Raw genomic sequence first — 24,425 nt, 5'->3', positions numbered from 1 at the left:
GATTTCAGGTAATATCTCCGGTTTGTATTCCGGTTCCATTTTCTTAGGCTCCTCGGGGAAAGGCGAAATCTCCGGAAGCTTCGGCAGAATCGGCGGCTCAGGCTCCTTAACCTCAGGAACGACCGGAGGCTGCTCGATCGGCGCTGTTATTTCTTCCTTAACTCCGGTGTAATCCTTGCTGCCGGGTTTCTTCTTGCCTGCGGCTGCACCGCTGCCACTGCTCATGGAAACCCCGTCATCAACACCGGATTCCGTAGAAACGCCTGATGAAGGGATGTTGACGACTTCTCCCACCAGCAGGGCATTCGGATTCTTAAGCTGCGGATTGGCATTGATGATTTCCTTCAGAGTGACTCCCCATGCCTTGGACAGTTTCCAGAGGGAGTCTCCCTGCTTTACCGTATGCTTATGGATAATGGGTTGGCTGCCGTCAGGGACCTGAACGGGCTCGGTCGGAACTTTGATCTTGGCACCGACATCGAGCTTATTCGGATCCACCAGCTGTGGATTGGCATCGATGATTTTCGCTAAAGGTACGTCGTATTTTTTGGACAGCTCATATAGGGTGTCGCCTTCCTTGACGATGTGTATCTTCACGCCGCTAAAACCTCCTACACTCTTCTAGGCGTCATGTAATTCGCCCGCTTTCGTTACTACATCCTATGCACGGAATAGGCGATTGACATCCCTCTGGGCAAAAAAAATCCTTTCATCGACATGAAAGGATGGTTTAAGTCGTTTATTTAGTTGTCCTGAAACGTTAGGATTCCCATACTTTATAGCCGTCTTGATCCACAATTTTGCGGAATTCCTCCAGCAATTGCAGCGTAACGGGACCAGCCTGGCCTTTTCCGATGATCCGTCCGTCAATTTCGCGGGCTGCAATAACCTCGGCAGCCGTGCCCGTAAAAAAGACTTCGTCCGCAATATATACGTCATGCATGCTGAACGGCTCTTCCTTCAGTTTAATGCCGAGTTTCTCGCATAAGTCGATAATGGCTTGACGCGTAATGCCTTCAAGTGCGCCAAGATAGCACGGAGGCGTAGTGACTACGCCGTTCTTGACGATGAAAATGTTGTCCCCGGAGCCTTCCGTCACATATCCCTGCGCGTTCATCATAATAGCCTCATCCGCTCCCGCAAAGTTGGATTGGATCTTCACGAGGATATTGTTCAAATAGTTCAAGGATTTGATTTTCGGGTTAAGCGCATCCGGTATGTTACGCCGCTGGGCAACGGAGACGGCCTTCAGGCCATTGAGATAAGCTTCTTCAGAATAAATCGCCAGCTGCTCCACAATGATCAACACGGTCGGTTTAGGGCAGCGGCGCGGATCCAGACCCAAGTTGCCGGCACCGCGGGATACCACGATACGGATATACCCATTCCGCATGTCATTGCGTCGAATGGTCTCGGCCATAGCCTCCAGCAATTCTTCATATGCCAGGGGGATGACTAAATCGATGGACTTGGCGGAATCATACAGCCGGTCCAAGTGCTCTTTGCACTTAAAGATGTTGCCGTTATATATTCGAATGCCTTCGAATATGCCGTCTCCGTACAGAAAACCATGGTCAAAAACAGATACTTTAGCATTCTCTTTTGTGACAAATTCTCCATCTAAATAGATCCATTGCTCCGACATTTACTTAACCTCCATTTTCTCACTCTCATAGGCATAGCCCGGATAAGAGCCCAGCACTCGAACCAGACATCCCAGCGCTTCAATCTCTCCCATGGCGGCAACCAACAGAACGGAATCCGCTGCGGCCATGACATCGATATAAAAATAGTAATTACCGAGCTTCTTCTTCGTTGGACGGGATTCGATCCGCGACAGGTTCAGGCGACGCCACGCAAAAGCGGAAAGCACCTGGTGCAGCGCTCCCGGCACGTCTTCTGGAAGCGTTACGAGAATGCTGGTCTTGATATGTTCCGGCGAACGGTTGACCAATATCGGCTCGCGTCCGATCAGCACAAACCGTGTGTAATTGTTATCATGGTCGGTAATGCGCTCAGCAAGCACGTTTAATTCGTGGGTGGCCGCGCCTAGCGAAGTGCCGATTGCCGCCCATCCCCGGCCGGGATTCTCCTTTACGATCTTAACCCCTTCGGAGGTGCTGCCCACTTGCTCCAACTCAGCCTGTGGTGCAGCCTTCGCAAGGAACTGACGACACTGGGCGGTCGCAACTTGGTGGGACCAGATCTTTTTGATCTGGCTGTAATCCATCGTTCCGTCACTTGAACGGAATTCGGCAGCATTACCGATCAGGTTCTGAATGGAGGGATAAACCCACTCCACCTGCATCGGCAGATCCACCTCATTGACCAGCCAATCCATATGAAGGCTCACGGAGCCTTCAATGGTGTTCTCGATCGGGATCACGCTGTAATCGCTTTTTCCTTCTACTGTTGACATAAATACATCAGAGATCAGTTTATGGTGGACAAATTCCACCGGCTCACCATTTAGGAGATAAAGTATCGCTTCATGAGATACCGATCCTGAGGGCAACAAGGCTATTTTTTTCATGCGGTAACTTCCCCTCTAATCATATCCAAAAAGGATCTATTATTAATATCATCCAAGAGCTGGACGCCTTCCGCAACTGGATTCAATGGGTAGCACGAAGACAGGATTCCTTCCGCCTTCATCGTCTCCGTGAGATACGTGCCCAATTCTTCTGCACGCGGTTCGTTCCGGTCCACCAGCGCAATCATCGTCGGACCCGCTCCGCTCAGCGCGATGCCGAGTGCTCCGTGATCAGGCGCTTCGGCCAAAATCTTGGACATCCCCGGTACAAGCGACGCACGATATGGCTGATGAATCCGGTCTTTCATCGCGGCACGAATCAAGTCCAGTCTGCCTGCCGAAAGAGCAGCGGTCATTAAGGAGGACCGACTAATATTATATACAGCATCCGCTAAACTGACCTGGGCGGGCAGCGCTTCCCTTGCTTTGGATGTCGCCAGCTCGAAATCGGGAATCACCACGAGCGTTCCGAGGTCCGCCGGAGGTTCGATGCGCATATAATCCGCATGGGACCCATCCCATACGGCCGCAATGATTCCTCCAAATAAAGAAGCCCCCACATTATCAGGATGCTTCTCAAGATTCGTCGCCATATCAAAAAGCTTGGAATCCGGCAGGGGTGACCCGATTAGAGCGTTGGCTGCAGCCAGCGCGCCTACGATCGCCGATGCGCTGCTGCCAAGGCCGCGGGTTAGCGGAATATCGGAATACATGGAAATCTCGAGATCAGGAACTGCCTGTCCCGCTTCTTCAAAAACCATCTGAGCCACCTTATAGATCAGGTTGCTCTTATCGGTCGGCAGACCGCCCATCTCATCGCCATGAAGATGGAACACGGTCTTCTCCGACGCTTTCATCTCGATCCAGGAATACAGGGACAATGCCATGCCGAGCGTATCGAATCCGGGTCCCAAATTAGCCGTGCTGGCCGGAACCTTCACCCGGACGCCTTGGGACAAACTCATACCCGCGCAGCTCCTTCAAGCTTAGCAATGGCATCCATTACCGCCGATTCCGTATCCGATACGACGAGCGGTTCGGCGTTCACGGTAGAAATCGCGATATTCGGATCCTTCAGCCCATGTCCTGTCAGCACACAGACAACGGATTCCCCACCTTTAAAATATCCCTCTCGCTTCATTTTATAAACGCCTGCGATGGAGGCCGCCGATCCTGGCTCGGCAAAAATCCCCTCACGCGATGCGATTTTACGGTATGCTTCCAAGATTTCCTCGTCCGTGACGTAATTAATTTGTCCACCGGATTCCTGAGCGGCGGCAACCGCGGTTTTCCAGCTGGCCGGGTTCCCGATGCGGATGGCCGTCGCTACCGTTTCCGGATTCGGAATAGGCTCACCCTTGACGATAGCCATGGCGCCTTCCGCCTCGAATCCAAGCATCTTCGGCAGGGAAGTGGATTTGCCCGCTGCGTGGTATTCTTTAAATCCTTTCCAGTAAGCGGAGATGTTCCCCGCATTGCCGACCGGAATGGCCAGTACGTCCGGAGCTTTGCCCAACTGGTCAACGACTTCGAATGCAGCCGTCTTCTGGCCTTCGATTCGATAAGGATTCACGGAGTTTACCAGCGAAATCGGATGCTTGGCCGTGATCTCGCGAACGATTTCCAGCGCGCGGTCAAAGTTCCCTTCAATCGCGATCACCTTCGCTCCGTAAATCATCGCCTGCGCGAGCTTGCCCAGCGCAATATTGTTGTTCGGAATGATCACGATGCAGTTTAATCCGCCGCGGGCGGCATAAGCAGCAGCGGCTGCCGATGTATTGCCCGTCGAAGCGCACATGATGGTACGGCTTCCTTCTTCCATTGCTTTCGCAACGGCCATGACCATCCCGCGGTCTTTGAATGAACCTGTCGGGTTCAGCCCTTCGAATTTGAAATGCAAATCGATTCCGAGCTCTTCGGATAGATTCACGGCTTTGATGAGCGGGGTATTCCCTTCCTTAAGCGTTAGCAGCGGGGTACGCTCATTCACCGGCAAATATTCTCTGTAGGTTTGCAGCAATCCTTCATACGGCATCTCTCATGTTCTCCTTTTCTTATGAAAAAAATTATATATGCTGATTTAATGGATTCTAATCCTTATCCTTCAACGCGGTAAACACTTTTGATTCGGCGAATGACCTCCAGGCCTTCAAAGTGATTCAGCACTTCATCCATGCTGGCTTTGCTCGCATTGTGCGTAACGATGATTATCTCTGCGTCCGGGTTGTGCTCGTTCGGCTGCTGAACAACGGATTCCAAGCTGACGTTATATTGAGCGAACACCTGCGTAATTTGGGCCAGTACACCTGCTTTATCGTCGACATGAAGCAGGATGAAATTCTTGTACATGATCTGCTCATCGGTTTTGAGCTTCTTCGGTTTATAAGGAACGATGGCTTTCAGACCGTTAACGCCAAGCTTCAGATTCTTGATGACCGCCACCAGGTCTGCCACAACGGATGTCGCGGTTGGCATCTCGCCCGCGCCCGCTCCGTAGAACATCGTTTCGCCGACGGCCTCCCCGTATACATACACCGCGTTAAATACGCCGTTCACGGCGGCGATGGGATGACCTTTGCGAACCATCGTCGGCTGGACGCTGATGCTGAATTCATCGTCCTGACGCTCCGCGATACCGAGAAGCTTCATCTCGTAGCCCAGACGCTTGGCATAAGCGATATCTTCTTTCGTTACCTGCGAAATGCCCTTGACGGATACATCCTGGAGCTCAACGTTGGTGCGGAAGCCGAGAGTACCGAGTATTGCCATTTTGCGGGCCGCGTCCAAGCCTTCCACATCGGATGTCGGATCGGCTTCCGCGTACCCCAGCTCCTGAGCTTCTGCCAGGACATCCTCATAGGAGGCGCCTTCCTGGCTCATTTTGGTCAAGATGAAGTTGGTCGTACCGTTCACGATCCCCATGATTTTCATGATACGATCCGACGAGAAGCCTTCAATCAGCGTACGGATAATGGGAATGCCGCCGGCAACGCTTGCCTCGTAGAACACGTCGCACTGCTTCTCTTGCGCCTTGGCCAATATTTCGGCACCGTGCAGGGCCATCAGATCCTTATTGGCGGTTACGATGTGCTTGCCGCGCTCAAGCGCTTCGAGGATGTAGGTTTTGGTCTGCTCGATCCCGCCCATCACTTCAACGATGACATCAATCTCGGGATCGCGAATGACCGCCCAGGGATCTTCCGTTAATTTACTCTGATCCACATTGACGCTGCGGTACTTCTCCAAATGTTTGACGGCGATGCGCTCGATCGTAATCGGCGAACCGACCTGACTGCTCAAATCCTCCTGATGCCCCTCAACGATGCGGACAACCCCTGTTCCTACGGTTCCTAATCCCAAAAGCCCTACTTTGACCGGTTTCATTAATACACTACCTCCTGTATCCCATCACATAGATATCTATTTATTCGTCGTTCCTACCCTAACCTTGCCCTATCATCTGCACTCTTCTGACTCCGGCTATCCGCCTCAATCCATCTAGCAGATCATCCAGCTCCTCATTCAGCCGGGAAACTTCGACGGAAATAACGACATTCGCAATTCCTTGCAGCGGGATGCTCTGATGAATGGTTAGCACATTCCCGCCTTCACCCGCTACCAGCCCCAGCACCTCCGATAGCATGCCCGAGCGATGTTCCATATCGATGGAAATCGTTACGATTTCATCACGTTCCAATTGATTGATAGGGTGGATGCCGTCCTTGTACTTGTAAAAAGCACTGCGGCTAAGCCCTACCTGCTCGACGGCTTCATGAACCGTCCTCACGTCTCCCGACGCCAGCAGTTTTTTCACTTGCATCGTTTTAACTACAGCCTCGGGAAGGATGTCTTCCCGGACCAGATAGTAGCGTTCCTTCACAAACGTCCTCTCCTCAAAGACTACTGTATTCGTATAGTGGACATTATACTGGATATACCACGTAAGGGCAATACATAAGTGACCCATTTTTAGCGAACCCGATATTTCCGGGTCAACCCTATAGCCTATACTATATCGCAATTCGAAACGGAACTCATCGGTATTCACGTCAAATTTGCAAATGATGCGTTAAAAAACAGCCCCCGGTATTCCGGAGACTGCCGATAACTTCAAGCTAACTGGTGTATCTCATGGTCAAGCCGCAGTACTCGCACTCTTTTTCCTCATGCCGTGAAATCACGGTTCTTGCGCCGCAGCCGGAACATGCCACAGACTTGGATTCCGTCTTCGTTTGAGATTCAACGGGTTTTACCGGCTCTCTATGCAGCGAACGGATCACCAGCGCGCCATCCTCAATCTTCCCGGCAGGAAGCATGCGCTCCTTCAACATATAGTTCAAATCCCGGATCACATGGGCCGGACTTTGATTCGCAACGATCGCGATATGCTCGATGTAAATTAGCCGCCGTTGCAAGACAGCCTCCCTGTAAATTCCGAGCAGCTTCCGGAATTTCTTGTCTAAGATGTCGGCAGCGACCAGCAAAAACAACGCGGGGATTAATACACACAACGCCATCGATAAATTATCGTTTAAGAACTGCTCGCTGGTTTCGCTCGTCATTAAATTGATCATCAGGATAACAATATAAGTGCCGAACAATACCCATCCAATCAATCTAAAGTTCCTTCCCTGATAACTGTGATGCTGCTGCGTGGGCAGAATACGAAACGCAGCGATAATCAAAGCTAATGGAAAAAACACATACGTCAGTCCAATAATAAAATAATCGAATGAGGTAAATTGCGATTTAAAAGGCTTTACCGGAACGCTCATACGAAGTTCTCCCCAGTCTCTTTTCTCTAAAATGGTATATCCGACATGCTATGCCACAATCACGGTACCGCAATACTCGCATTCCTTCCCCTCCACATGCGTTACGACCGTTCTTGCTCCGCAGCCGGGGCATTCCACGGATTTAGGCGCCGGATCGGACGCAGGTTCGGTTCGGGATATGGGGGCTGGGCCTGCAGTCGTATCGCCCAATGAATATTGCACGCGCTGCCCGCTGCGCGAAACGAATTCGCCACGGAATGATTCGGACTTTCTGTGCAAGGACGGGATGAGAACAACTCCGTTGTCGAGCTTTCCGTTAGGCAGCATACGCTCTTCAAACATAAACGTGATATCCCGGATCACGTGTGCAGGCGTTTGTCTCGCCTCACGGGCAATATCTTCAACCTGGACGAGCCCTCGATGCAGGATGGCATTCGAATAGAATTGCAGCAAGCTGCCGAATTTCTTGTCTTCCTTATTGGCGATCACCAGCATGATCATGGCTGGAACCAGAATGATTACGCCCCAAACGACGGTGGCCGAATAGAGGCTTTCGATATCTTTGTCATCAATCGTCGCAAGAATCATGAGCAATTCTATGATTCCATAGGTAATGGCAAGCACCCAGCCGAAGAGGCGGTTGTTCCTTCCCTTACAACGGTTGTGGCGATGGGTGGCAAGGACCCGAACGGCTGCCAGCACGATGGCCAGCGGAAAAAAAAGCACGGCCAACGCGATGATCCAATAATCCATTTTCGTGAACTTAAGTTTAAAACGCTTCAGATTAGAAGCTCCCATATGCTATCCCCTCTATCATCAGCATTAGGTTGATCCCGCCTTTGCCTTCAGAAGCACCGTATTGCGATCCTGCACCGTTCGGAGAATATCGCGGATGATAGGAACGGTTTGCTCTGCCAGTTCCTTGCGCTGTTCAGCTTGCGCTTCGCCGATCAGCGTTACTTGGTCCTCCAGCATCGCAATTTTTTGCTGAATCAACTGCTCCTCTTCATATAAGGAGGTATGCGATATGGGATCACTATAACGCAGCGTCTCTTCAAGCTCGGCGATCTGCCGTTCCAACGACGGCATGTTCTCTCCCGGCAGTTCGCTTACCTTGCTGCGAATCGACCCGATCCAGGCTACGGTCTCTCTCTTGACTGAGAGATGATCGTTTTCCTTCCGCTCCTGTGCGCCTGCATATTTTGCCGCCAGGAATACGAGCCCCAGAACAACGAAAAATCCAGATAGCGTAATCAGATGAATCATGAAATACGAGGATACAGGCAGCTTAAATAAGTATCCCAGCAAAATAACCTCCAGCACAACGGACACCGTATAGATACCAATAATGATGCCGGAAGCAATATAAAATGGAGTGGCTGACGAAGCTGCCCTCCCCCTGCCGATGACAGAGCCGATAAATAGGAGAACAGCCGCTTCGGCGCATCCAACGGCAATCCCCGATATCCAAGAATTCGGCTGAAACATCCCGCCTATCCATCCAAATAAGAGGATCGTGACAAACGGAAGCGCAATGGCTGCCAGCCATGCCCCGTTTCGATCCTTGGTTCTTGTATTCACCAGATTCCCCCGCTTTCGCTTCACATCAATTTATGACCGCACTCCATGCAAAACTTCTGGCCCGGTTTGATCTCATGATCGCACCCTGGACATGTAAGCGCGTGACTCGACCCGCAGTGCGGGCAAAACTTGGCTTCGGCATCCACCAATTCTCCACATGCCCGGCAAGGCATTGGCAGCGGCGCACCGCAATCCGGACATTTGGCTGCGCCAGCCGGGTGGTCATGTCCGCACTTCGGGCATGCATGGTAAGGATCGCCGCAGTGAAGGCAGAACTTTGCATTCGGAGCCAGGGGCTGCCCGCAATCGTTGCACAGGATGGCTTTCGCCGGGGCTTCCTCCGCCGGCGCCTGGAATGGCTGGCCGCATCCCGAACAGAATCGGGCTTCTTCCCCGTTCAGCATTCCGCATTTGGTGCATGCCTTCTGCTCGATTTGCATATCGTTCTTCTCTTGAGGTTTGGCATGGTCAAACATATGCCGGGCGGTCTCATACATCGGACCGACCATTCCGAGTCCCATGCCCAGCCCCGTTCCCATGACCGCTGCCGGGCTTCCGGGATTCTTCGCCGCTCCCTCAAGCGTATTAAAGGTTCTTTCCTGATGGTAGGTATAACCGATGATATCCATCTCCGCTTTTTTTGCCAACGCTTCCTTGATTCGGACAGCTGCAGGATCATGCTCCGGTATGTTGATGGAATCCACATAAAAATTCAGCAGGGTAATCCCCATCTCTTCAAATGAAGGCGCAATCGCTTCCATGATGTGCTTGGATATTTCCGCTATGTAAGCATTGATTTCCACAACGCTGATTTTTTTCCGAACGATATAGGAGGATATGATTTCCGTAATGTTGGACATCAGCACGCCGCGGTAATATTTGACCAGCGTTCCCTGATCAAAGGTTGGCAGGGTACCGACCATGGTTCCCAGAAACTTTCGCGGATCGCTGATTTGAACGCCGAATTGGCCAAAGGCTCGGAGCGATACGATGATGTTGTATTTCGGATCCTGCAGCTGGATCGGCGAGCTGGTCCCCCATTTCACGTCCAGCGAACGAAGTTTGTTCACAAACCAGACTTCTGCGGTAAAGGGAGACTTCCCTCCGAATGGAAGATTGATGACATTGGATAAAATCGGGATGTTTGCCGTACTCAGCGTATGCCGCCCTGCCGGGAAAGAGTCCAGTGCCTGCCCCCCCTTATACAGGATCGCCTCCTGCGTCTCATGAACAATAAGCTGGGTCCAGGTGCCTAACTCCTGATTCGGATAACGCCAGGCAAACACATCCGGCGGGCCTTCGTATTTTACGACTTCAATAATAGCCATAGTTCTACTCTCCTTTTTGCGCCGTTCCTTCCATCCTGAGATCTATGGAAAAGGTACTATTGTACTACTATTGTATACGATTTACCCGATAAGTGGATGCAAAATTTGGAAAGCGTGATCCGGCATTTCGAGCCAGACTCACAGCCATTGGAATATACGGCTGCGCACGCTTCATTAACGATTTATGGGAAGCCCCCTTCGCTCACGAAAAAAAATACCGCCAAGCCTGCTGTAGACAGACCTTGCGGTATTTTTGTTATACATATATTCATCTGAACATCAATAGTAACTGCTGCCTTCTACAAATTCGAATTCGAAATCGCCGATCCGTACGATGGTGCCTTCCGTCGCGCCCCGTTTCCGCAGCTCTTCATCAATGCCCATATGACGCATCGTTCTGGCAAGCTTCAGGATCGCATCATGCGAATTCATCTGCATCCGTTTCAGCATTCGCTCAATCCGCTCACTGTGCACCACATACATTTCATTATCTCTGGTGACGGTGAAGGAATTGTCGTTCTGCGCTTTGAATTTATACACCTTGCGCTCGGAAACCTCGGATACCTCTTCAATCGCCGGCTCATCCGGAATGCTCTCCAGCACATCGATCGTGCGATAAAGAAGTTCCTGGATCCCCTGACGGGTCAGTGAGGAGATCGGCATCACCTCGATGTCAGGGCGAATCTCCTTCACCTTCTCTTTGAAGGCCGCTAAGTACTCCTCTGCTTCCGGCATATCCATTTTATTGGCGGCTACGATTTGCGGCCGTTCGATCAGAACCGGGTTATAGAGCCTAATCTCATCGTTGATTTTTTGCCAATCCTCGAACGGATCCCGTCCTTCCGTGCCTGCCATATCCACGACGTGGATAATGACGCGGGTTCGTTCCACGTGCCGGAGGAATTCGTGGCCAAGTCCTACGCCTTCATGGGCACCCTCAATCAGGCCAGGCAGGTCAGCCATGACGAAATTGCGCCCGTCCCCGACCTCAACCATGCCCAAATTCGGCGTGATGGTCGTGAAATGGTATGCCCCGATCTTCGGCTGAGCCGCGGATACAACAGACAACAGGGTGGATTTGCCTACGCTCGGGAATCCAACGAGACCTACATCAGCCATCACTTTAAGTTCCATGGTTACGTAGCGCTCTTCGCCTTCTTCTCCATTCTCGGCAAGCTCGGGCGCCGGATTGTTCGGCGTGGCAAAGCGGATGTTTCCGCGGCCCCCGCGGCCGCCTCTGGCAACAACAACCTGTTGACCGTGACGGGTCAAATCGCCAATCACTTCACCGGTATCGTCATCCGTTAAGATGGTACCCGGCGGAATACGGACAATCATGCTCTCCGCATTGGCCCCATGCTGGCTTTTATTGCGGCCCTTTTCCCCGCGCTTGGCCTTGAAATGCTTCTGGTAACGGAAATCCATCAACGTGCGCAGTCCTTCATCCACCCGGAAAATCACGTCGCCGCCCTTACCGCCGTCGCCGCCGGCAGGTCCGCCTTCAGGAACGTATTTCTCACGGCGAAACGCAATGAGCCCATCGCCGCCGTCGCCGCCTTTTACATATACTTTTGCCTTATCTACAAACATGAAATCACCTTCCTCAAGTCACAAACGGCAGATACAAGCGGTACGAGGTCTCCCCCGGCTCCGTCTGCTCCACCCGAATGCCTTCGCCTTTTACGGATTGTTCAATCTGAAGCTTCAAGCCCTCCGGGTCTCCAAAGGAACCTTCGCCTAGAGCCCATACGATCAGCTCTTGCTCCTGCTGCATAAATGTTAATGTTAACTGCCGGGTATCCCCCCATGACGCCGTTCCGCTCAATTGAAAGGCTCTCACCGTTTGAATGATCGCTTCGGTAAAAGACTCTGCCGTTTGTGGCGATACTTTGTCTTCCAGCTGTACCTGGTCCACCACTTCAACGCAGAGCTGCAGATTGCTGCTGTACGTTCGGTATGAATGTAAATAAAAAACCAGTGAAGGAATGCCAAGCTTGGAGATCCTGCTCTCCGTCGCCATCCTGTCCTTTATTCTTTCCACAGAACCCACGGTTTTATCAAGCTTCCCCAGTTGAATGTAGCCGTACAAAATTTGAAGCTCATTCATCCAATCATGACGATGGTGATTCAACATCTGAATCGCCGTCTGCTCCATATTCCGAATGATGGCTTGCTGCCTGCGCTCGTCCGATTTACGGGCAAGCCATGCTCCGCAGGCAGACGCGGCGACAGCCCAAGCCGTCAACACTGCTCCTGCAGCCAAGGATGGCTTCCATACCATCCATGCCACCGGTATTACGGAGGTTAACCCCGCCACAGCTGCTATCCATTTCCAGGATTTCATCGCTTCTCCTCGTCTTTCAACAGCAATTGGTTACATTCACCAAATCCCAGTATATCATAGACTTTCAGGACGGTTCATCCCCTGGATGATCATTCTTTGCGCAATTTACAAAAAAAGAAGCCCCGGCAACGATGCCGAAAGGCTTCTTCTGTATGCAGCATAAGAAACGATTAAGCTTCAACTGCAGCCGCTACTGGAGCGACATCAACCGGGTAGACGCTCACTTTCTTGCGATCGCGACCCCAACGTTCAAATTTCACAACGCCGTCAACTTTCGCAAACAAAGTATCGTCTTTACCGATACCCACGTTCGTGCCTGGATGAATTTTCGTTCCGCGTTGACGAACCAAGATGCTGCCGCCAGTCACTGCTTGACCGTCTGCACGTTTCACGCCAAGACGTTTCGCTTCACTGTCACGACCGTTCTTTGTGGAACCTACACCTTTTTTCGATGCGAATAACTGAAGATCCAATTTCAACATGTTGTCTACCTCCTTCTTCAAGTAGTCAATTCTTGTATTCTTATATACTTGCCGTACGAATCGGCAATTCCCTGTAACATAACAACCATGGATTCGAGAAGCAGTTGAACTTGGCCGGAGACGGAATCATCTGCCGTAGGCGGAAGATTTGCGCTAAGAAAGCCGCCCTTCATCCGGGTCTCCATAACGGTTCCGGTTAACGCTTCAATGGAATTCACCGTTCCCACGGTAATGCTGGAAACTCCAGCACATACAATATCTTCACCTGGATCGGCATATCCCGCGTGCCCCGTTACCTTGAAGCTATGGATCCGTCCATCTCCCCCGCGCAGTACTTGTACAGTAATCAATTACCGCACCTTCTTACGCTTGGATTTTCTCGATGGTTACTTTAGTGTAAGGTTGACGATGACCTTGCTTCTTGTGGTAGTTCTTCTTCGGCTTGTATTTGTATACAACGACCTTACGGCCTTTACCGTGCTTCTCTACCTTTGCAGTTACAGTTGCACCGGAAACAACCGGAGTTCCTGCTACCAATCCGTCCTCTTTGGAAACGGCCAGTACACGGTCGAAAGTCACGCTCTCGCCGTCACCTGCAGTCAGCTTCTCGATGAACAATACGTCGCCCTCTTGAACTTTGTATTGTTTACCGCCTGTTTCGATAATAGCGTACATTTGCTTGCACCTCCCTATGTCTCAGACTCGCCTAGTATTAAGGTGTCCGTCCCAAAAGGAACGTTCTTGTGAACCCAACCGGAGCGGTTACAGCATGTGCAGCAATCCATCACTAGACACATACCCAATGATAATATCATATTCCCCGTTCACCGTCAACATCATTCTTCGATAACCACGCCCCGGCCTCCGCAGGTTCCGCAAGGCTTGGCAAAGGGGAGGGACGAGCTTTCACGGGCTTTTTTGCGGGTCATTTCCAGCAGTCCCAGCTTGGTCCATCCGACCACAAAGCTCTTCGTGCGGTCTTTGCGCATAACGGCCTCCATGACAGAAACCACCTGCTGCCGGTGCTCTTCATGATCCATATCGATGAAATCCACGATAATAATGCCCCCGATATCCCAAAGGCGCAGAATCCTTGCGATCTGCTGCGCAGCCAAAAGATTCGTCTTCAGTACCGTTTCCTCGAAATTATCCCCGCCGATATATTTGGCTGTGTTCACGTCGATGATCGTCATGGCTTCGGTCTGGTCTACGACGATGGTCACGCCCTCGGGAAGCGTGATTTTCCTTGCGAAGCTGGCTCTCATCTGCTCGTCCAACCCGTACGCTTGAAAAATCGGGCCTCCTTCCGAGTAATATGTAACCTTGGGCTCCATTCCCGGAACGGTTTCCTTCAAATAACTCTTGGTTTCCTCGCCTTTCAGCTTGCTGTCGATCACAAGCTCGTCATGCAGCGGATCAAAGGCATCGCGGAGAAACCGCTGCAGCAGGCCTAAATCGCGATGCAGCAGCGCCGGAACGGGCGCAGATTCCGCCTTGTCGAGAATCCGGGCCCACTCTTTTCGCAGATACTCCAGATCACCCTTAATGAATTCCAGGGGCTCGTCCTCCGACACCGTTCGGATGATGATTCCCTCTTCATCTGTGCGAAGCTGCTCGCCGATGCTCTTCAGCCGTGCCCTTTCCGCATCGCGTCCGATTTTCTTGGAGACGGCAACATAATCCGCAGTCGGCATATACACCATGCATCTCCCCGGAAGCGAAAAATGCGTCGTCACCCTCGCTCCCTTGCCGCCTCTGGGTTCCTTCATGACCTGCACGATCAGTTCCTGCCCTGCCGTCAGCAGCTGCGAGATCGAAGGCTTCTGCTTGGGCTGCTTCTCTAAATGCGGATGGAGCACATCATCGATATATAAGAACGCGTTCTTTTTCAGCCCGATATCTACAAAAGCCGCCTGCATCCCCGGCAGCACGTTCACGACCCTGCCCTTATAAAAGCTTCCGACAACACTTTGCTCACGACTCCGCTCAACGGCGAATTCGGCTAACCTCCCATCTTCGATGAGGGCCATCTGAATGGTCTCATGTTCACAATGAACTATCATTTGCCTCATGGCTTCACCTCTCAAATGGAAGACGATATTCTATTGTTTTATCCTAACACAATCTCTGATGACATGAATGGATAAAGAATCTTGGCCCGCCCCCCGTCTTCCTCATGATGTCTACGATTTACGCATACCAGGGCGGACCATTTGATGCAAAATAAGAAGAAATCACATGCTGCTCCGGAACAACGGCAAGCAGGCTGCCGCGTCCGCTCATGACATAAATCAAATGATACTTCTCTCGTTTAAATAGACGCATGATATCATCCAAAGGTTTCGAAGAATCTGCAACGATTGGCTGGGCAGGACCGAGCCCGTCCAAATTCCGTTCATAAACCTCGCTCCGATTGACCAAAAATCTTAAAAACCGGTAATGGACGTTCCGATAGTCTTCGAAATTGGAATACGCCAGGAAAAGGCCGATCATCAGCACATTTAAACGAATGCCGCCCCCGGAGAATAACGGCTGCAATCCGTAACCGATCATAATCAAGCTGCACAAAATCCCGGCCCGGGAAGCCCACAGCAAGGTGGCATGATAAGGAGCGAGCAGGCTGATGACGGCCTGCAGCACTTTGCCGCCGTCCAGCGGCAGAATCGGAAGAAGGTTAAACAACGCGATGACGAGATTCCCCTGAATGATATAAGACAGCAGCTGCTCGTCACCCCACCCCGCCCATTGGCAGGCCAGGGTAATGCCGATCATGATGACATTTTGCAGCGGACCCGCAAGCGCAATGATGATCTCCTTCATCGCGGTCATCCTGCCGTCGTCTTCAATGACAGCAACGCCGCCGAACGGCAGCATCTGAATGGCTCGTACCTTGAACCCCATCGCTGCCGCGGCGGCGGCATGTCCCAATTCATGAATAAACACGATAATAAACAGGGTCAGCAACTCCAGGAAGCGACCGGTGAACACGGATGCCAGCATGACAATGACAAAGAGCGGATGCAGCGACAAGACCGTTCCCTTAAACTTAATCAAACGGAATCACTTCCGCCGGATCGACGTCACGATCCCCCTCTTTCAGTTCGAAATAAAGGGAGGGCGGGCTGCCTGTGCCTGAAGATGCCAAAGTCCCGATAATATCTCCGCCTTGAACCCAGTCATTCGCCTTAAGCCCGGTTTCCGCCAGCCTGCTGTATGCCGCCGTTCGCTCTCCCGTATGCTGTATGCGGATCGTAATCCCGTTCTCAGGATGTTCTTTAACCTCAAGGACGCGCCCGGTCTCTATACTTTTAACCGCCCGGTCCGCTAAAGAACCCCCTCCGGCTTCCAGAACGATGCCTTTCAGATCCACGGCAAAGGATTGAACCACCCTTCCGGAAAGCGGAGGAACCAAAGAGGTCCCGGCATTCACCTTCGTCGAATGCTCGTCGGTTTGTCCAAAAATCGGAATAAAGGACGGCGCGCTGCCAAAATGCTCCTCGTACCATACCTGGGCCGCCTGGAAATCCATCTCATGGCTCAGCCCCTCAATGATAAATGCCTGCGCGCGAAGGGCCCACGGCTGCTGAAACGAAAATACGCCCCATGCCAATCCAAACACCAGCGCACTGACGGTGATGCGGCGAATCAGGCCTGACAGAAACGAAGCCTTTCTTGGCGGTTCTCCCGGAGCACCGGGATCCAGCGTATCATACCAACCGCGATGCCCTTGCTTCCAAAGCCGCTCGGGATCCGGTTCATGCTCTGCGTAACGTGGGGACGGGTTCGTTATGTTGTCCTTGATGAAGCCTGTCTTTGGATTATGGGGATTAGCGGGTGTTCTATCGGGAAGCGCCGTCCAAGACGGCTTATCGTCCTGCGCCGTGAACTGCTCCCCTTCCAGCAGTTCGCGAATGCGGGCTTCTCTTCGGTTCTTGACGGAAGTTTTGATGTCCATTGTTCTCTCCCCCTTGGGGCTTGTTTTCTTACTCTATCCTATGAGGAGATGAGAGAGATTTAGAACAAGCCCTGATGAAGAGGCGAGAGGTCTACGAAAGCCGCTTAGACCGCAGAAGGAGAAAAACAAAAAAACCGATGCCTCCCGGCACCGGTTCTTGGTCAAAACCCTTAACCCATTCCAAAAAACTTTTTGAATTTGGTGAACATTCCTTTTTTCTGATGGATTTGCATCAGCGGAACGGTATCGCCAAGGATACGCCGGGCGATGTTTCTATAGGCGATGGCTGCCTGGGAATCCGGGTTCATCACCGTAGGTTCCCCGATATTCGCCGCTTTAATGACCATTTCATCATCAGGCACGATACCGATCAGATCGATATTCAGCACCTGCAGCACATCTTCGATTTCGAGCATGTCCCCGGATTTCACCATATTCGGGCGAATCCGGTTCACCACGAGCTTCGGAGACTCGACATGCGAGCTCTCCAGCAGGCCGATAATCCGATCCGCGTCCCTTACGGCCGCATTCTCGGGCGTCGTGACAACAATCGCTTTGTCCGCGCCGGCGATTGCATTCTTGAATCCCTGCTCGATTCCGGCCGGACAATCGATAATGACGTATTCGAATTCCTTTTTCAATTCAAGTACGATATCTTTGACCTGCTCCGGAGAAACGGCATTCTTGTCCTTGGTCTGGGCTGCAGGAAGCATATACAGCTCATCGAAGCGCTTGTCCTTGATCAGCGCCTGGTTAAGTCGGCATCGCCCTTCCGCAACGTCGCACAAATCGTATATAATCCGGTTTTCCAGGCCCATCACGACATCCAAATTGCGAAGACCGATGTCCGTATCAACCAGACACACTTTTTTTCCGAGCAGTGCCAAAGCTGTGCCGATGTTCGCCGATGTCGTCGTTTTACCGACTCCGCCTTTACCTGAAGTTACGACGATTGCCTCTCCCATGTTCTACACCCCTTTAAACACATTAAAATCCCGACCCAAACGTGAGATGTTGCTGATCTTGTCGATCTCCATGCTTCCGTCCTTCAAATACGCAAACTCCATGACCGTTTCCCGCGTTTCCCATTCGTCCGGCGGTCTGCTGATCATCTGGGAGATACGAAGCTGGGTAGGGGCAAAATACGAAGCCGCAATAATCGCATCCTCGTTGCCCTCTACACCGGCGTGCGCGGTTCCGCGCAGAGCGCCCAATATGTAAATGTCGCCGGTGCACGTAATCGTCCCGCCTGGATTCACATCGCCGAGGAACAAGAGATCGCCGTCATGATGCAGCACCTGTCCGGAACGCACCATCCCCGTCTTAAGCGCAAGCTTCTCCTCCGGAACGAGCTCGGACGCAAGCGGCGGCGATTCCACATTGCGTATCAGCAGGTTGCCCTTTTGCTTCAATATGTCAAGAATCGTCTGCTTCTCTTCTTCGGAAATTTGCCGGGAACCCAGCTTCACATCCACATGAATGATGGGTCCGGTCAGAATATTCTGATGACTATGCTCCAGCTTATAGCGGAGCTCGCCAAGCAATTCCTCCAGCTCGCATTGATCGTCAAGCAGGAATACCAGGCCATCTTTGATGCCCTTAATCGTCACATGATTGGATTTTACAGCCATAAGCCTGTCCCTCCCATCCCTATACATTTCGCGCTCAAACCTACAAGTTCCTGCTAGTCTAGTAAAATGTCATATTGGAGAGGGTTCAGGTTGCCTTCCTTCTCTGATTCTTCGTTACCAGCTCAATCTGCTTGCGTAAGGGAACGTAAATTGCCAGAGCAAAGGCAAAATGAACAAGGAGATTGGGAAGCATATGATGAAGCAGTGACCAATTATAAGAAGTCGGATTGAGTCGAAATACCTTATATATGCCAAAAAGCGTACTGTCAAACAACAAGCTTCCCAGAATGACAATGGTCATCATCATGGGCAGCGGCGCCCGCGGGGACTTGAAAACAAGCCCCGCCAAATATGCGGATACGCCCATAGCAAACGAATAAGTGCCAATCATCTCGCCGTAATACACGATATCGTGAAGCATGCCGAACAGGAGTCCGAGCACGAGCCCGGTATGGCGATGATAATAAATCGATACAAAGAATAAGCAAACCAATACGAAGTTCGGATAAATCTGAAGCTGCAGCGAGCTTGGCGTTAACCAGAAAACCACCGTGCCCTGCAGAATGAATAACACGAACAGCAGCAGGATCAGAATCTGTTTACGTGCCATCCTATTCCGGCTCCTCAGGCGTAAAGACGATGATCAGATACTTCCAGTCGTCAAACTTGGCCGCCGGTTCGATCGTAGCCGTTCTGCTTTGACCGTATTGGCTGGTCTGAACGCTGAGGACCTTACCGATGATCATACCTTGTGGAATAACGCCTCCGGCACCGGATGAAATGATTTTATCGCCTTTCTTGATAGGATCATCTTCCGAAATCCGCGTCATGAGCAGCGTGTTGGTCTTCTCATCATAGCTCTCTACCACGCCGAATGTTTTATCCTCTTTGCCAATGGCCGTTACCGAAATCGGCTGCGGATTCGGATCCTGAGCATCCATCGTGGTCAACAGCTTCACCGTGGAGGTGAAATTACTCACGCTGCTAATGATGCCGACCATGCCGTCCACTGTCGTGACCGACATGTTGGGGCGAACCCCATCGCGCTCACCCAGATCGACGACAAGTGTCCGATTATTCGGGTCCGAATTAACACTTAGGACCTGGGCAGTACGGTATTCATATTTATATCGATTTTTCTGGTTTTCTGTAAAACCTTGTAAATCTTGAAGCTTCTCATAATTTGCTTTCATCGTGTTATAATTTGCGCTCTCACGAGAATATTGGGCTACCGCTCTTCGCAGCTCCTCATTCTCCTCATAGATCGCCTTCATGTTCCGTACATCTTCAAAGAAACCCGCTATATAAGCAGCGGGCTTATAAAACACACTTTGCACAAAACCGACCGTATCTTTGACGAATTTTTCAGGCCAAGATAAAGAAGCTCTCGGGCCGAGCGTAAACCCCATAATAGCGATAAACGCTACCAGCCCGATGAGCATAATGAACAAACGCTTATTGCCTAGCAGCTTAAACAGTTGCAACACCCTCTAACTTACTGTTTTCTCTCCCAACATTAGGGGTTTACACTTTTATTTTGGTTTCTACCGTTTGGAACGGACGGCAGAGCTGCTCCGGGATTTAAACAAGTGAATGTTCTCGAGCGCTTTACCTGTGCCAATGGCCACGCAATCCAGCGGATTCTCCGCAACGATGACCGGCATGCCGGTCTCTTCGGCAAGCAGCTTGTCCAGGTTGCGAAGCAATGCGCCGCCTCCCGTAAGCACGATGCCCCGGTCCATAATATCCGCAGCAAGCTCCGGAGGACATTTCTCAAGGGTAACCTTAACGGCTTCAACGATGGCATTAATGGTATCTGCCAACGCTTCGCTAATCTCATCCGATGTAATCGTGATCGTCTTCGGCAGACCCGTCACCAAGTCGCGGCCGCGAATTTCCATCGTTTCCACGGTCTCCAGCGGCATCGCGGAGCCTACTTCCATCTTGAGCAGCTCGGATGTGCGCTCACCGATCATCAAGTTGTATTGGCGTTTAATATAAGAAATAATGGACTCGTCCATTTCATCGCCCGCAACGCGTACGGAACGGCTGGTTACAATCCCTCCAAGGGAAATGACCGCAACCTCGGTCGTACCTCCGCCGATATCAACGACCATGCTGCCTGTAGGCTCCCACACGGGCAAGTCTGCACCGATTGCCGCTGCAAAAGGCTCCTCGATCGTGTAGGCTTCGCGTGCACCCGCTTGCTTGGTCGCATCTTCAACCGCACGCTGCTCGACGGCCGTAATGCCGGAAGGCACGCATACCATCACGTTCGGGTGGCGCGGGAAGATGGAACGCTGCTTCTGCGCTTGACGAATAAAGTATTTAATCATTGTAGCCGTTGTATCAAAATCGGCGATGACGCCGTCTTTCATCGGACGAATGGCACGAATGTTGCCTGGCGTCCGTCCAATCATTTTCTTAGCCGATTCCCCGACGGCTTCAATGCTCTTTGTATCTGTACGCAGAGCGACCACGGAAGGCTCTCTTACGACAATTCCTTTCCCACGAACATAAACCAGCGTATTTGCCGTCCCCAAATCGATTCCCAAATCTTTCGTAAAACCACCTAACATGATGTATCTCCCTTTCTTCGTCAATCTGAACTATTATATTACATCAAGCCCCGTTCCTTCAAACTTACAAACGATCCGTCCCCGATGATCAGATGATCCAGCACGTCGATCCCGACAATCTGTCCTGCCTCCACTAAGCGTGCAGTCAGCGAAATGTCCTCCGGGCTGGGCGTCGGATCTCCGCTAGGATGGTTATGCGCGCACACCAGGGATGCACTGCTGCATTTGATGGCCGCTCTGAACACCTCGCGGGGATGAACGATGGAGGCGTTAAGGCTCCCCATCGATAGCGTTTCCTGGGCAATGACATGATTTTTCGTATTTAAAAAAACACAGACAAAATGCTCTTTCTGTAAATACCGCATCTGTTCACTGAGCAGTTCTGCCGCGTCATGCGGACTGCGGATAATAACCGGCTCTACATGTCTCGATGCGGCCAAGCGCCGTCCAAGCTCGATGCCAGCCTTCAGCTGAACAGCCTTGGCGGTTCCAATTCCTTTGATTTGCGTAATTTCCTCGATGCTAAGATCAACGAGCTGCCGGATGCCGCCTGCTTCCCCCAGCAGCCGCTGGGCTATATGTACGGCAGATTCCTGGCGGGTACCGGTCCGAAGCAGTATCGCCAGCAATTCTGCATGGCTTAAAGCGCTCGCCCCATATTGCATCATGCGCTCTCTTGGTCGTTCATCATGGGGGATGTCGCGCAGCAATAGCGTTGGCGACTCCATATATTCCCCTCTTTTCTAAGATTTAAATCAGCAGGTCACCGAAGCTTCCAAGATCCCGTTGGCTTCGGATGCCGTGTTCTATATCTATGAATCGGTGAGTACATCCATCCCCATTTCAGACAGCATGTCCGAGAGCAGAGAAAGCGGCAGGCCGACAACGTTAAAGTAGTCGCCTTCGATTCCTTCCACGATGGTTGCACCCAGGCCTTGAATCGCATACGAGCCTGCTTTGTCGGCAGGTTCCCCGCTCTTTACGTAAGCCGCGATCGCATCATCACTTAACGATTTCATCTTTACGGTCGTCACGCGGTGAGATACCTTGGCGCGACCGGAACTCCGGTCGATGCAAGCCACTCCCGTGTAAACGAAGTGTGCCCGTCCTTGAAGCATGGACAACATCCTTGCAGCGTCAGCGTGATTCTCCGGTTTCCCGAGGACATGGTCATCTACGACCACAATCGTGTCGCTTCCCACAATGATACCATCTCCCGGATCATCCGTCAGCTTTCGAAGAACCGCTTCCGCTTTGCGCAGCGCCAGTGACTCCACAATTCGCTCTGGCGACCACCCTTGCGGCGTGTCCTCGTCAGCTTCACTAGGCATAATCTCGAATGGGATACGAAGGGAGGCAATCAATTCCTGACGCCGAGGAGAGGTGGAAGCCAATATGATGCGGCGGTTTCTCTTCTCATTCAAGGGGGATAATCTCCTTTGTCATGTCTTAGAGCCTGCGGTATAACCAGACGGCAGCAATTATGCCGAGCAGACTGAGCAGGCAAAAGTTAAGTTCAAGGTTAATGTCATAACGAATAATGTCAAAATCAGCTGAAGGCGACCACTTGATCGGTGTAGAAGACGTCAGAAACGACAGAGCCTTGACAGGTTGAAGCGCCTTGGCAAGCCATGTTCCCGTCAGCCACCCCAGCAGCAAAAACAAGATGAGCATTCCTTTATTTTTCTTCATGCATCCTCTTCCCTCGCCATTTTTTGACACCCTAATTATTATACGGTGAATCGATAAGCAATACAAACAGAAATCCGGCATGGGGAACTATTTCCAGTTCCAAGCCGGATTTGACGTAAATTTGAATTTATAGGCCATCCAGGAGTTTCTTTTGGCCCATGACATAGTTCATCATGCCTGTTTGGATCTCCCACAAATGCCCCTTGGATTGATTTTTGTTGTATTCGGAGAGCGCCGTGATCGAACTGTTCATCGACTGCTCCATGGCCGGCAGCGCGGCCCCGGTCTCCGGACCCAAGCCTGCGGCCAGCTGCTTGACCGATTGGATCCACTGCTGATGCAGATTCGTGATGGTATTCATATGCTCCGTCGTCACCGCGCCGGGCTCCTGCATGCCCAGCAAGGATGCCGATAGCTGGCTAAGCTCCGATACCAGCTGCCCGCTTATCGTAAAATAGTCCGTCAGCGTCTGCTCCTCGCCAGCAAATGCCGCTGACTCGATGCTCGGCAGCGCGATCTCTCTAACGTATAATTCAACGCCTTCGGCCTTAAGCTGATTGCTGAGCAGCTTCGCCTGCTCGCGGTCAGGCGAGATGCCCGCATACACACGGTTCTCCTCGTCCAGATCGCCGCCGGCGGCAATACCGGATTGCTGCAGTTCCCCGATCGCCTGCACTGCCCGCTCGGGCGTGCTGAACACGCCGTATTGAAGCAGATAAAAGTTCTGCCCCGGAATATGAACAGCCGATTCGGTCATATCAGGCGTCGGTGATGCCTCGGCTCCCCCGGATGGATCGGTCGGCGCTAAGTTCCCTGCATCACTGCTCTCGAGCTGTCCCGTTGCCGGGTTCTCGCCTGCGTCGCCGCCGTTAAACATGGACAGCACCATGTACCCGAACAGCAGGCCCGTGATGACGGCAGCGGTCACGGACACCGCCATCTTCCAGAAGGAGGTGGGTTTGCGTGAGCGATAATAACCGTAATCGCCGGCGGATGTCTCATATAGATCCGACTCGGACCCGAGATTCCAATGGGGGTCGTTCGCTTCGGGGGTCATTCTCCCGGAAAACGCATCATCATGGAGGTCGTAGAGCTCCTCATGCACGTCTTGGTATGTATCCGAATGTTCAGGGGCATCGCCGTACGGCCGACCGTTATCATGGTCCAGGCGTCTTCTTTCCTCAGCTAACCGTCCCCTGGACCGATGATTGCGCGATGTTCTCCAGTCACGATCGTCCACGTCCCGGATATCCCGCTCTGCCCGGAGCGGCGTAACGACGCGCAGATGATCCTGCTGAATGCTCCTCTGAGGTTCGTACGAAGCATCCGTATCGGTAAACCGATTGGCTGCCGCTGTGTCATATTCGTCGAAGACGGAATGATGGTCATAAACCCGGGGGTTGTGGCCCGCTGGAACGTTTTGGTTCGCATCGTGTTCCTCGCGCGCATGGTCCTTGTTCCTGCCCTTCGGCGGTTCGTGATCGATACGTATCGTCATCCGTGCTTTATTCATATCCACACACCT

28 protein-coding genes (1 of these 28 only partly in view) are annotated in these 24,425 nt (G+C 51.8%); all 28 read right to left on the bottom strand.

All coding sequences use genetic code 11. The features are described 5' to 3' along the window. Positions 1–597, bottom strand: partial view of a LysM peptidoglycan-binding domain-containing protein gene (locus M1D70_RS07620; RefSeq protein ID WP_456289570.1) — the 5' portion only. 1,134 nt of this gene lie to the left of the window's left edge; the window shows 597 of its 1,731 coding nt (coding positions 1–597); the start codon lies at positions 595–597; its stop codon lies off the left edge, out of view. 163 nt (positions 598–760) lie between these two features. Then, positions 761–1,645: a branched-chain-amino-acid transaminase gene (gene ilvE, locus M1D70_RS07615; RefSeq protein ID WP_456289569.1), complete on the bottom strand. Its 885-nt coding sequence runs from the start codon at positions 1,643–1,645 to the stop codon at positions 761–763. Beyond that, positions 1,646–2,533: a prephenate dehydratase gene (pheA, locus tag M1D70_RS07610; RefSeq protein WP_009594007.1), complete on the bottom strand. Its 888-nt coding sequence runs from the start codon at positions 2,531–2,533 to the stop codon at positions 1,646–1,648. Beyond that, positions 2,530–3,498, bottom strand: a complete 969-nt coding sequence (gene thrB / locus M1D70_RS07605; protein ID WP_009593996.1) for a homoserine kinase — start codon at positions 3,496–3,498, stop codon at positions 2,530–2,532. The genes pheA and thrB overlap by 4 nt, the downstream gene beginning before the upstream one ends. After that, positions 3,495–4,568 (bottom strand): threonine synthase, encoded by a 1,074-nt coding sequence (thrC, locus tag M1D70_RS07600; protein WP_456289568.1) that lies wholly within the window; start codon positions 4,566–4,568, stop codon positions 3,495–3,497. The genes thrB and thrC overlap by 4 nt, the downstream gene beginning before the upstream one ends. Positions 4,569–4,630: 62 nt before the next feature. After that, the gene (locus tag M1D70_RS07595; protein ID WP_090910426.1) at positions 4,631–5,917 is read right to left on the bottom strand and encodes a homoserine dehydrogenase; all 1,287 of its coding nucleotides are present in this window, start codon (positions 5,915–5,917) and stop codon (positions 4,631–4,633) included. Between the two features lie 58 nt (positions 5,918–5,975). Beyond that, complete coding sequence (locus M1D70_RS07590) at positions 5,976–6,413, bottom strand: ACT domain-containing protein (protein ID WP_009594028.1); 438 nt, start codon at positions 6,411–6,413, stop codon at positions 5,976–5,978. A 235-nt stretch (positions 6,414–6,648) separates the two neighbouring features. After that, positions 6,649–7,308 (bottom strand): hypothetical protein, encoded by a 660-nt coding sequence (locus M1D70_RS07585; protein ID WP_456289567.1) that lies wholly within the window; start codon positions 7,306–7,308, stop codon positions 6,649–6,651. A gap of 48 nt (positions 7,309–7,356) precedes the next feature. Further along, entirely contained in the window at positions 7,357–8,106 is a 750-nt protein-coding gene (locus M1D70_RS07580) for a hypothetical protein (RefSeq protein WP_456289566.1), read from the bottom strand. Between the two features lie 24 nt (positions 8,107–8,130). Next, the gene (locus M1D70_RS07575) at positions 8,131–8,913 is read right to left on the bottom strand and encodes a hypothetical protein (protein ID WP_456289565.1); all 783 of its coding nucleotides are present in this window, start codon (positions 8,911–8,913) and stop codon (positions 8,131–8,133) included. Continuing rightward, positions 8,910–10,217 carry an SPFH domain-containing protein gene (locus M1D70_RS07570; protein ID WP_456289564.1) on the bottom strand — a complete coding sequence of 436 codons (1,308 nt, stop codon included), beginning with the start codon at positions 10,215–10,217 and terminating at the stop codon, positions 8,910–8,912. Before M1D70_RS07570 ends, M1D70_RS07575 begins: the two co-directional genes overlap by 4 nt. A gap of 279 nt (positions 10,218–10,496) precedes the next feature. Then, the gene (gene obgE / locus M1D70_RS07565; RefSeq protein ID WP_009594013.1) at positions 10,497–11,807 is read right to left on the bottom strand and encodes a GTPase ObgE; all 1,311 of its coding nucleotides are present in this window, start codon (positions 11,805–11,807) and stop codon (positions 10,497–10,499) included. A gap of 13 nt (positions 11,808–11,820) precedes the next feature. Beyond that, entirely contained in the window at positions 11,821–12,561 is a 741-nt protein-coding gene (locus tag M1D70_RS07560) for a Spo0B domain-containing protein (protein WP_456289563.1), read from the bottom strand. A 170-nt stretch (positions 12,562–12,731) separates the two neighbouring features. Continuing rightward, the gene (gene rpmA, locus M1D70_RS07555) at positions 12,732–13,043 is read right to left on the bottom strand and encodes a 50S ribosomal protein L27 (protein WP_009594004.1); all 312 of its coding nucleotides are present in this window, start codon (positions 13,041–13,043) and stop codon (positions 12,732–12,734) included. Between the two features lie 17 nt (positions 13,044–13,060). Beyond that, a complete protein-coding gene (locus M1D70_RS07550; RefSeq protein WP_009593993.1) occupies positions 13,061–13,393 on the bottom strand; it encodes a ribosomal-processing cysteine protease Prp in 333 nt (110 codons plus the stop codon). A 13-nt stretch (positions 13,394–13,406) separates the two neighbouring features. Beyond that, positions 13,407–13,718, bottom strand: a complete 312-nt coding sequence (gene rplU / locus M1D70_RS07545) for a 50S ribosomal protein L21 (protein ID WP_006208810.1) — start codon at positions 13,716–13,718, stop codon at positions 13,407–13,409. 161 nt (positions 13,719–13,879) lie between these two features. Next, on the bottom strand, positions 13,880–15,115 hold the full coding sequence (locus M1D70_RS07540) for an Rne/Rng family ribonuclease (RefSeq protein ID WP_340964884.1): 1,236 nt from the start codon (positions 15,113–15,115) through the stop codon (positions 13,880–13,882). Between the two features lie 118 nt (positions 15,116–15,233). Further along, positions 15,234–16,097 carry a M50 family metallopeptidase gene (locus M1D70_RS07535; protein ID WP_456289562.1) on the bottom strand — a complete coding sequence of 288 codons (864 nt, stop codon included), beginning with the start codon at positions 16,095–16,097 and terminating at the stop codon, positions 15,234–15,236. Further along, a complete protein-coding gene (locus tag M1D70_RS07530; protein WP_009594019.1) occupies positions 16,090–16,998 on the bottom strand; it encodes a M23 family metallopeptidase in 909 nt (302 codons plus the stop codon). Before M1D70_RS07530 ends, M1D70_RS07535 begins: the two co-directional genes overlap by 8 nt. A gap of 170 nt (positions 16,999–17,168) precedes the next feature. After that, positions 17,169–17,963 (bottom strand): septum site-determining protein MinD, encoded by a 795-nt coding sequence (gene minD, locus M1D70_RS07525; protein WP_009594006.1) that lies wholly within the window; start codon positions 17,961–17,963, stop codon positions 17,169–17,171. Between the two features lie 3 nt (positions 17,964–17,966). Next, positions 17,967–18,629: a septum site-determining protein MinC gene (locus tag M1D70_RS07520; protein ID WP_009594021.1), complete on the bottom strand. Its 663-nt coding sequence runs from the start codon at positions 18,627–18,629 to the stop codon at positions 17,967–17,969. An 85-nt stretch (positions 18,630–18,714) separates the two neighbouring features. Further along, positions 18,715–19,239: a rod shape-determining protein MreD gene (gene mreD / locus M1D70_RS07515; RefSeq protein WP_009594022.1), complete on the bottom strand. Its 525-nt coding sequence runs from the start codon at positions 19,237–19,239 to the stop codon at positions 18,715–18,717. A gap of 1 nt (position 19,240) precedes the next feature. After that, entirely contained in the window at positions 19,241–20,116 is an 876-nt protein-coding gene (gene mreC, locus M1D70_RS07510; protein ID WP_277748302.1) for a rod shape-determining protein MreC, read from the bottom strand. A 57-nt stretch (positions 20,117–20,173) separates the two neighbouring features. After that, complete coding sequence (locus M1D70_RS07505; RefSeq protein ID WP_009593998.1) at positions 20,174–21,208, bottom strand: rod shape-determining protein; 1,035 nt, start codon at positions 21,206–21,208, stop codon at positions 20,174–20,176. Between the two features lie 38 nt (positions 21,209–21,246). Beyond that, positions 21,247–21,936 (bottom strand): RadC family protein, encoded by a 690-nt coding sequence (gene radC / locus M1D70_RS07500; protein ID WP_009593994.1) that lies wholly within the window; start codon positions 21,934–21,936, stop codon positions 21,247–21,249. 84 nt (positions 21,937–22,020) lie between these two features. Then, positions 22,021–22,632: a Maf family protein gene (locus M1D70_RS07495; protein WP_456289561.1), complete on the bottom strand. Its 612-nt coding sequence runs from the start codon at positions 22,630–22,632 to the stop codon at positions 22,021–22,023. A 25-nt stretch (positions 22,633–22,657) separates the two neighbouring features. Next, complete coding sequence (locus tag M1D70_RS07490) at positions 22,658–22,900, bottom strand: DUF4321 domain-containing protein (protein WP_456289560.1); 243 nt, start codon at positions 22,898–22,900, stop codon at positions 22,658–22,660. 127 nt (positions 22,901–23,027) lie between these two features. Next, a complete protein-coding gene (locus tag M1D70_RS07485; protein ID WP_456289559.1) occupies positions 23,028–24,413 on the bottom strand; it encodes an SPOR domain-containing protein in 1,386 nt (461 codons plus the stop codon). Between the last annotated feature and the right edge of the window lie 12 nt (positions 24,414–24,425).

The sequence above is a fragment of the Paenibacillus sp. AK002 genome, from assembly GCF_053903045.1.
The sequence above is the reverse complement of the archived record's forward strand: the minus strand, read 5'-3'. Positions and strand labels throughout refer to the sequence as shown.

Coding starts and splice junctions, on each gene's coding strand:
- M1D70_RS07560 (WP_456289563.1), bottom strand. CDS start 12,561: ATGAAATCCTGGAAATGGATAGCAGCTGTGGCGGGGTTAACCTCCGTA.
- M1D70_RS07520 (WP_009594021.1), bottom strand. CDS start 18,629: ATGGCTGTAAAATCCAATCATGTGACGATTAAGGGCATCAAAGATGGC.
- M1D70_RS07580 (WP_456289566.1), bottom strand. CDS start 8,106: ATGGGAGCTTCTAATCTGAAGCGTTTTAAACTTAAGTTCACGAAAATG.
- M1D70_RS07595 (WP_090910426.1), bottom strand. CDS start 5,917: ATGAAACCGGTCAAAGTAGGGCTTTTGGGATTAGGAACCGTAGGAACA.
- thrB (WP_009593996.1), bottom strand. CDS start 3,498: ATGAGTTTGTCCCAAGGCGTCCGGGTGAAGGTTCCGGCCAGCACGGCT.
- rpmA (WP_009594004.1), bottom strand. CDS start 13,043: ATGTTGAAATTGGATCTTCAGTTATTCGCATCGAAAAAAGGTGTAGGT.
- M1D70_RS07570 (WP_456289564.1), bottom strand. CDS start 10,217: ATGGCTATTATTGAAGTCGTAAAATACGAAGGCCCGCCGGATGTGTTT.
- M1D70_RS07540 (WP_340964884.1), bottom strand. CDS start 15,115: ATGAGGCAAATGATAGTTCATTGTGAACATGAGACCATTCAGATGGCC.
- rplU (WP_006208810.1), bottom strand. CDS start 13,718: ATGTACGCTATTATCGAAACAGGCGGTAAACAATACAAAGTTCAAGAG.
- pheA (WP_009594007.1), bottom strand. CDS start 2,533: ATGAAAAAAATAGCCTTGTTGCCCTCAGGATCGGTATCTCATGAAGCG.
- M1D70_RS07505 (WP_009593998.1), bottom strand. CDS start 21,208: ATGTTAGGTGGTTTTACGAAAGATTTGGGAATCGATTTGGGGACGGCA.
- M1D70_RS07485 (WP_456289559.1), bottom strand. CDS start 24,413: ATGAATAAAGCACGGATGACGATACGTATCGATCACGAACCGCCGAAG.
- M1D70_RS07585 (WP_456289567.1), bottom strand. CDS start 7,308: ATGAGCGTTCCGGTAAAGCCTTTTAAATCGCAATTTACCTCATTCGAT.
- mreD (WP_009594022.1), bottom strand. CDS start 19,239: ATGGCACGTAAACAGATTCTGATCCTGCTGCTGTTCGTGTTATTCATT.
- radC (WP_009593994.1), bottom strand. CDS start 21,936: ATGGAGTCGCCAACGCTATTGCTGCGCGACATCCCCCATGATGAACGA.
- thrC (WP_456289568.1), bottom strand. CDS start 4,568: ATGCCGTATGAAGGATTGCTGCAAACCTACAGAGAATATTTGCCGGTG.
- minD (WP_009594006.1), bottom strand. CDS start 17,963: ATGGGAGAGGCAATCGTCGTAACTTCAGGTAAAGGCGGAGTCGGTAAA.
- ilvE (WP_456289569.1), bottom strand. CDS start 1,645: ATGTCGGAGCAATGGATCTATTTAGATGGAGAATTTGTCACAAAAGAG.
- M1D70_RS07530 (WP_009594019.1), bottom strand. CDS start 16,998: ATGGACATCAAAACTTCCGTCAAGAACCGAAGAGAAGCCCGCATTCGC.
- M1D70_RS07490 (WP_456289560.1), bottom strand. CDS start 22,900: ATGAAGAAAAATAAAGGAATGCTCATCTTGTTTTTGCTGCTGGGGTGG.
- obgE (WP_009594013.1), bottom strand. CDS start 11,807: ATGTTTGTAGATAAGGCAAAAGTATATGTAAAAGGCGGCGACGGCGGC.